The following is a 6342-nucleotide window of genomic DNA, read 5'->3' on the forward strand; positions in this document are numbered from 1 at the left end:
TGGCACCAATTATCCTGACGGTCTTGTTTCAACCTATTTTCACAAATCGCTTAAAGAAAATGATGTCGTTTGTGCATTTGGACCTACTGGAAAGTTCCTCTTGGACCGGAACAGCGATCGGCCTGTTGTCTTGTTGAGTGGCGGCGTTGGGCAAACACCTTTGATTGCGATGGCACATGAATTGGCACAACGTGGAACGTGCCAAACTCGAATCATCCATGCGTGCGAAAATGGTGAGGTTCATGCTCTGCGCGATGAACTGGTCGCCCTATGTGAGGCGGCTGACAATTTGGACGTACATTTTGTTTACCGAACGCCTACGCAAAACGACAAAACCAACAAGCGGTTTGACAGCGAAGGCGTTGTCACCAAGGCGTTGCTGCAAACACTTCTGCCAGTTGACGACTACACATTTTATCTTTGTGGGCCAGGCCCATTTATGCAGGCAATGTTTGAGTTACTGCTTGAATTGGGCATCGCTGAAGAGCGTATCAACTATGAGTTTTTTGGACCTGCAACGGTTTTGAAACGTTCTGGAACAAATGCGACACAAAGTGAGACAAAGAGAGACAGTGTCATGGCAACGTCTAACGATACGCAACCCATTGTAAAATTTGGAAAATCCGGCATTGAAGTTGCTTGGGACCCCTCATTAGAGAACCTTTTGGACTTTGCTGAAGAACATGGCCTGATGCCAGACTTTAGCTGCCGCGCGGGGACATGTGATAGCTGTAAAACAAAGCTTTTGTCTGGTGAAACAGAATATATATCAGAGCCTATGGAGCGTCCTGCGGGCGATGATATCTTGATCTGCTGCTCCGCCCCAACTAAAAATATCACGTTGGATTTGTAGGTCAGAACTATGAAAATCGGAATATTGCAAACAGGCCATGTTGTTGGTGAACTGCTTGAAAATCATGGTGATTTTGACGGCATGTTTAGAAAACTTTTGGACGGTTATGGGTTTGAATTTGAAACCTATAATGTCGTGGACAATGAGTTTCCGAACGCCCCCACACAAGCTGATGGCTGGCTGATAACTGGCTCTGCGCATGGTGCATATGAAGACTTGCCTTGGATTGCCAAACTTGAAGACTTTTTGCGACAAACATACGCAAAGGACGTTCCAATTGTTGGAATTTGCTTTGGACATCAAATACTTGCCAAAGCCATGGGCGGCGAAGTCGTCAAGTACGATCAGGGATGGTCGATTGGCAATCAAGCCTATGCACTCGCGGCGCCACTTGATGAAAAGGTCCGTGTTGTGGCTTGGCACCAGGACCAAGTGACGAAGCTACCAGAACATGCAGAATGCTTGGGGAGTTCGCCATTTTGCCAAAACGCTTTCGTACGTTATGGCAACACGGCTTTCACGATGCAGGCTCATCCCGAGTTTGACACTGCATTTGGCAAAGATTTGATGGAATACCGCAAAGACAGCTTGCCCCAACCCCTGATCGAAGAGGCGCGCGCCCATTTTGATGAAGGTCTGGATCAAGAAAAAATGGCCGCTCAAATTACTAGCTTCTTCAAAGAACGCACGCTGAAAGCTGGGTGAATAAGGGGCGCTTGCTGCGCCCCTTATTGCTATTCAATACCGCCGAAACACAGATATTTTGTCTCCAAATAGTCGTCCGTTCCGTACTTGGACCCTTCTCGCCCCAAGCCAGATTGTTTGATGCCGCCGAACGGCGCAACCTCGGTGGAGATCAGTCCGGTATTGATGCCCACCATGCCGTATTCCAAAGCCTCTGCGACTTTCCAGACGCGGGACAGATTGTTGGCATAAAAGTAAGAAGCCAAGCCGAATTCTGTGTCATTTGCTTGGGCAATTACATCATCAACATCCTTGAACTTGAACAAGGGCGCGACGGGGCCAAAAGTTTCGTCACGCGCGACCATCATCGATTTGTCAACATTGGTTAGTACTGTTGGTTCAAAAAACGTGCCACCTTTTTTATGTCGCATACCGCCTGCCAACACAGTTGCGCCTTTCGCTACTGCGTCGGCGATGTGGCTTGAGACCTTTTTGACCGCTTTTTCATCGATCAAGGGGCCGGTGCTTGTTCCTTCTTCAAGACCATTACCGACGTTGAGTTTACTCACCGCTTCAGCCAGCTTTTGAGAGAAAGCGTCATAAACGGCGTCTTGGACATATATTCTGTTTGCACAAACACACGTTTGACCGTTATTGCGGTATTTGGCGATCATGGCACCTTCGACTGCTGAATCCAGATCGGCATCATCAAACACAATGAAGGGGGCATTGCCGCCAAGCTCCAAGCTGATTTTCTTAATGTCATCAGCGCATTGCCGCATCAATATTCGGCCAACCTGGGTTGAACCCGTAAATGTGAGTTTTCTCACAATCGGATTGCTGCACAGCTCTTGGCCAACTTCAGATGCTTTTGAACTCGTTATGATGTTGAGCAGCCCATCCGGTAAACCGGCGCGTTGTGCCAACTCTGCCATCGCCAAAGCCGACAGCGGTGTTTCAGATGCTGGCCGCGCGACCACAGCACAACCTACCGCTAGCGCCGGGCCCACTTTTCGCGCAATCATGGCGTTGGGGAAGTTCCACGGCGTAATTGATGCAACAACTCCAATTGGTTGCTTGATCACGACGATGCGTTTGTCTTCTTGATGGCCGGGGATCGTGTCGCCATAGATGCGTTTTGCTTCTTCGGCGAACCACTGGATGAAGCTCGCTCCGTAAAGGATTTCGCCCTTTGCTTCGGCGAGTGGTTTGCCCATTTCTGCGGTTAGGATTACCGCAAGATCATCGGCATTTTCGACCAACAGGTGATACCATTTCATCAATATTTCTGCGCGATGCTTGCCGGTTTTCTTCGCCCATTCTCGTTGGGCTTGCTGAGCAAAACTGATGGCCAATCGCGTTTCTTTGACACCCAAGTCGGGCACAGTGGTGATTGTGTCGCCACAGGCCGGATTTTGTACGGTGATGATCGCGCCACCATCAGCGTCAACCCATTGCCCATTGATGAACGCTTGGCTTTTGACCAAACTTCCATCCTTGAGCATTGGAATAATGTTCTTTGACTTGCCCATTCTCATTGTGCTGCCGCCTCTTTGATCGCTTGTTCGAGGATGTCCATGGCTTCTTCAAAAAGCTCAGATTCAATTGTAAGTGGGGCAAGAAAGCGAATGACATTGCCGTACACACCACAAGTGAGCAAGACCAGCTTGTTCGCCAGCGCGAGGTCTTTCACCTTTGCTGTGAATGCTGGATCAGGTTGCCCATTCAAGTCGTTAAACTCAACGGCCACCATCATGCCCACGCCGCGCACGTCTGCGATTTGGGAGACGTCTTTTGAGATGTTTTTTAAGCGCTCTTGCAACAGCGCGCCCATTTGCATTGCGCGTTCACACAATTGTTCTTCTTCAATTACATCCAAAACAGCATGCGCTGCAGCAATCGCCAAAGGGTTACCGCCATATGTGCCGCCCAACCCGCCTGGTTCCGGAGCATCCATTATGTCGGCGCGTCCTGTGACTACAGCTAGTGGCATCCCTCCGGCAAGCCCCTTGGCCATGCATGTCAGGTCAGCTGCGATGCCGTAGTTCTCCATGGCAAAGTGTTTTCCGGTGCGTGCAAAACCCGTTTGGATTTCATCCGCAATCAGGACCATGCCCTGCTGATCGCACAACTTTCGCAAAGCATCCATAAGCTCTTGAGGAACAGGATAGAACCCGCCCTCACCTTGGATTGGCTCAATAATGATCGCAGCAACACGCGTCGCTTCAATTTCACTTTTGAATATCCGCTCTATCCCGGCCAAACTATCTGCAACGGACACACCATGTACCTCAATTGGGAAAGGCGCATGGTAGATATCGGGCATCATTGACCCGAATTTCGTTTTGTAGGGCGCAACCTTGCCCGTAAGCGACATGCCCATATATGTTCGGCCATGGAAACCCCCGCTAAAAGCGATCACCCCGGTGCGCCCTGTGTGTGCGCGGGCGATCTTTATCGCGTTTTCAACGGCTTCTGCCCCGGTAGTCACAAAGGCCGTCTTTTTCTCAAAGTCACCTGGCACCAAATTGTTTAATCGCTCGGCCAAATGCACGTAGTTTTCATAAGGCAATACATGATGACAAGTGTGCGTAAATTGGGCCAGTTGGGCCGTAATTGCCTCAACAATCTTTGGATGCCGATGGCCGGTGTTTACAACCGCAATACCGGCTGCAAAATCGATATATCGGTCGCCGTTTTGATCCACAACTTCTGCGTTTAACGCGCTTTTTGCAAAGATCGGGTTCATCAATCCAACCCCTTTTGGCAAAGCGGTAGCGCGGCGCTGCAAGAGCGCTTGATTTAGATCTTCCATTTTAGGTCTCCACATTTAAGGCGCGGCGCGTGCCGCGAGCTTAGAAATACGTCAGAACAAGCAAGGCAAATCCCGCAATCCAGATCGTTTCAGCGACCACCATGATCATTGCGGCGGGGCCGACCTCAAACAATTCTTTCAAAGATGTTTTCACCCCAAGTCCTGCCACTGCAGCCACCAACGCCCATTTTGAAAGTCCCGTAAAAACGTCAGCTGCAAACGGCGGAATCCAGCCAAATGAATTGATGATGACCAGCGCAACGAAACCAACCAAGAAGGGCGGGAAACGATTAATTTTTTTGTCCGCCGCTGGTTTTCGATTGGCGACAATGATGCTGATGATGGCAACGACGGGCACCAGCATGGCGACCCGCATGAGTTTAACAACAGTTGAAGTTTCACCTGCTAGATCCGACACTGTGTACCCGGCGCCAACCACCTGCGCCACATCGTGAATGGTGGCACCGAAGAACACACCCGCCTGTATCTCGTTCAGCCCAAACCCGCTTGCAATCAATGGGTAGACGATCATGGCAATCGTGCTCAAAGACGTCACTGCAACAACAGTAAAAATCGTGTCTCGCTCGACGATGGTTTGCTCAGACTTTGGTAAAGCCGAACTGATTGCCAAGGCGGCGGACGCCCCACAAATGCCAACAGAGCCGGCCGTGAGCAAGCCAAACCATTTGGTTTTGCCAAGCATTTTTGCCAAAACAAGACCAAGTAAGACTGTGGATACCAAACCCCCTATGACAATGACCGTTGTCATAGCTCCCAAATTGAGCACTTCATTGATCGTAATCCGAGCACCCAGAAAAGCGACACCAATCCGCAGAATTGTTTTTGAGGAAAACTGAACCCCTTCCATGAATTTGCCGGTTTCGTCGACAAAATTGAATGCCATACCCAAAAGCAACGCAAACAGCATTACTGGTGCGCCGTAGTTCGTGCCCAAAAAAGTTGCTGCCATGGCAATCGTTGCACAAAGCACCATGCCAGGCAGCAAAGTTTGGAAACGATCGCGCGCGATCTTGGGGAGGTCATTTTTCACAAGGGACAATCCAATTTGATTGAGTTCAGCTAGTCTGCAACGGCGGCGTTTGCCCGTGCACCGAACATGTCACTAAGGGGCGATGATGGCTTCATCAAAGTACGTTCGGCTAGTAATCCGTTTGCCATAGATTGGTCGCCAGATCGAATGGCTGCTTCCAACAAAGTGAGATTGATCACATCACGCTGTGCAATGGAGCCGCCAATCATGTGCGCGTTATGACGTGCGTTTGCTAAAAGGGTTTTCGCCGTTTCGTAATCTGCGCGCCCGAAGGCTCGAATGCCCTTGACGATTGGAAGGCCCGCCAGTTTGATAATGTCGGAGCTTGCTGTCGAGCCGTCTAAATTGTCTTCCAGCGCCGCAACCAACTTGTCTGCTTGTTGGTCGCGTCCAGTGGCGACCATGGACATCATGGCATGCATATCATTGAACGGCATATAGGCTTGGTCCAGATAATTCTCGTAATTGTTGGCAGCAGGCACCCATCTTTCGCCCACATCCACACCGTCCAAATGTAAGCGCCACAACAATGCTGCTGAATCATGCATGTCCATCATTTCTGATTGCGGGCTAACAGCCATATATTGGTCGTGCATTTGTAGAGCGGTTTCAAACTCGCAGTTTTCTATCCAATACAAAGACAAATGCCAGCGATTATGGATCGACAAATAGTTATTATTTGCCCACTTGTCCTCGCAGTCTTGCATAAATGAGATGCCGTTCTTGGTCTTGCCCTGCATCTCGTAGCAGTGGGCCAAGGCGTGAACACCCCAGGTGTCTTTTGGATTTAGGGAAACGCATTGCAGCGCCCTCGCCTCGGCTTGTTGGTAATGCCCCGCTTCTTCCATGCCAAAAGCCTGCATGCCCAAAATGTAGGAATATTCTGGGTCAGCTTCTGACCAATGAGACATGACGCGTGCAGGCCGGTCTCGGGTAGAG

The 6342-nt window shown here is 50.0% G+C and carries 6 protein-coding genes; 2 read left to right on the forward strand and 4 right to left on the reverse strand.

Annotated elements, in window-relative coordinates; genetic code table 11:
• On the forward strand, positions 1 to 853 hold an 853-nt coding region (locus Q0231_RS05810), incomplete at its 5' end, for a 2Fe-2S iron-sulfur cluster-binding protein (protein WP_299346208.1).
• 9 nt (positions 854 to 862) lie between these two features.
• Complete coding sequence (locus Q0231_RS05815) at positions 863 to 1558, forward strand: type 1 glutamine amidotransferase (protein ID WP_299346211.1); 696 nt, start codon at positions 863 to 865, stop codon at positions 1556 to 1558.
• A 29-nt stretch (positions 1559 to 1587) separates the two neighbouring features.
• Here Q0231_RS05815 and gabD read toward each other — a convergent pair whose 3' ends face one another.
• The 4 genes from gabD to Q0231_RS05835 all read right to left on the reverse strand — a co-directional run.
• A complete protein-coding gene (gene gabD / locus Q0231_RS05820) occupies positions 1588 to 3069 on the reverse strand; it encodes an NADP-dependent succinate-semialdehyde dehydrogenase (protein ID WP_299346221.1) in 1482 nt (493 codons plus the stop codon).
• Positions 3070 to 3071: 2 nt separating this feature from the next.
• Positions 3072 to 4352 (reverse strand): 4-aminobutyrate--2-oxoglutarate transaminase, encoded by a 1281-nt coding sequence (locus Q0231_RS05825; protein ID WP_299346214.1) that lies wholly within the window; start codon positions 4350 to 4352, stop codon positions 3072 to 3074.
• A gap of 40 nt (positions 4353 to 4392) precedes the next feature.
• Positions 4393 to 5403 carry a putative sulfate exporter family transporter gene (locus Q0231_RS05830; protein WP_269392406.1) on the reverse strand — a complete coding sequence of 337 codons (1011 nt, stop codon included), beginning with the start codon at positions 5401 to 5403 and terminating at the stop codon, positions 4393 to 4395.
• A 29-nt stretch (positions 5404 to 5432) separates the two neighbouring features.
• On the reverse strand, positions 5433 to 6342 hold a 910-nt coding region (locus Q0231_RS05835; RefSeq protein ID WP_299346218.1), incomplete at its 5' end, for a tetratricopeptide repeat protein.

Source organism: uncultured Maritalea sp., assembly GCF_937139385.1.
Classification (GTDB): domain Bacteria; phylum Pseudomonadota; class Alphaproteobacteria; order Rhizobiales; family Devosiaceae; genus Maritalea; species Maritalea porphyrae_A.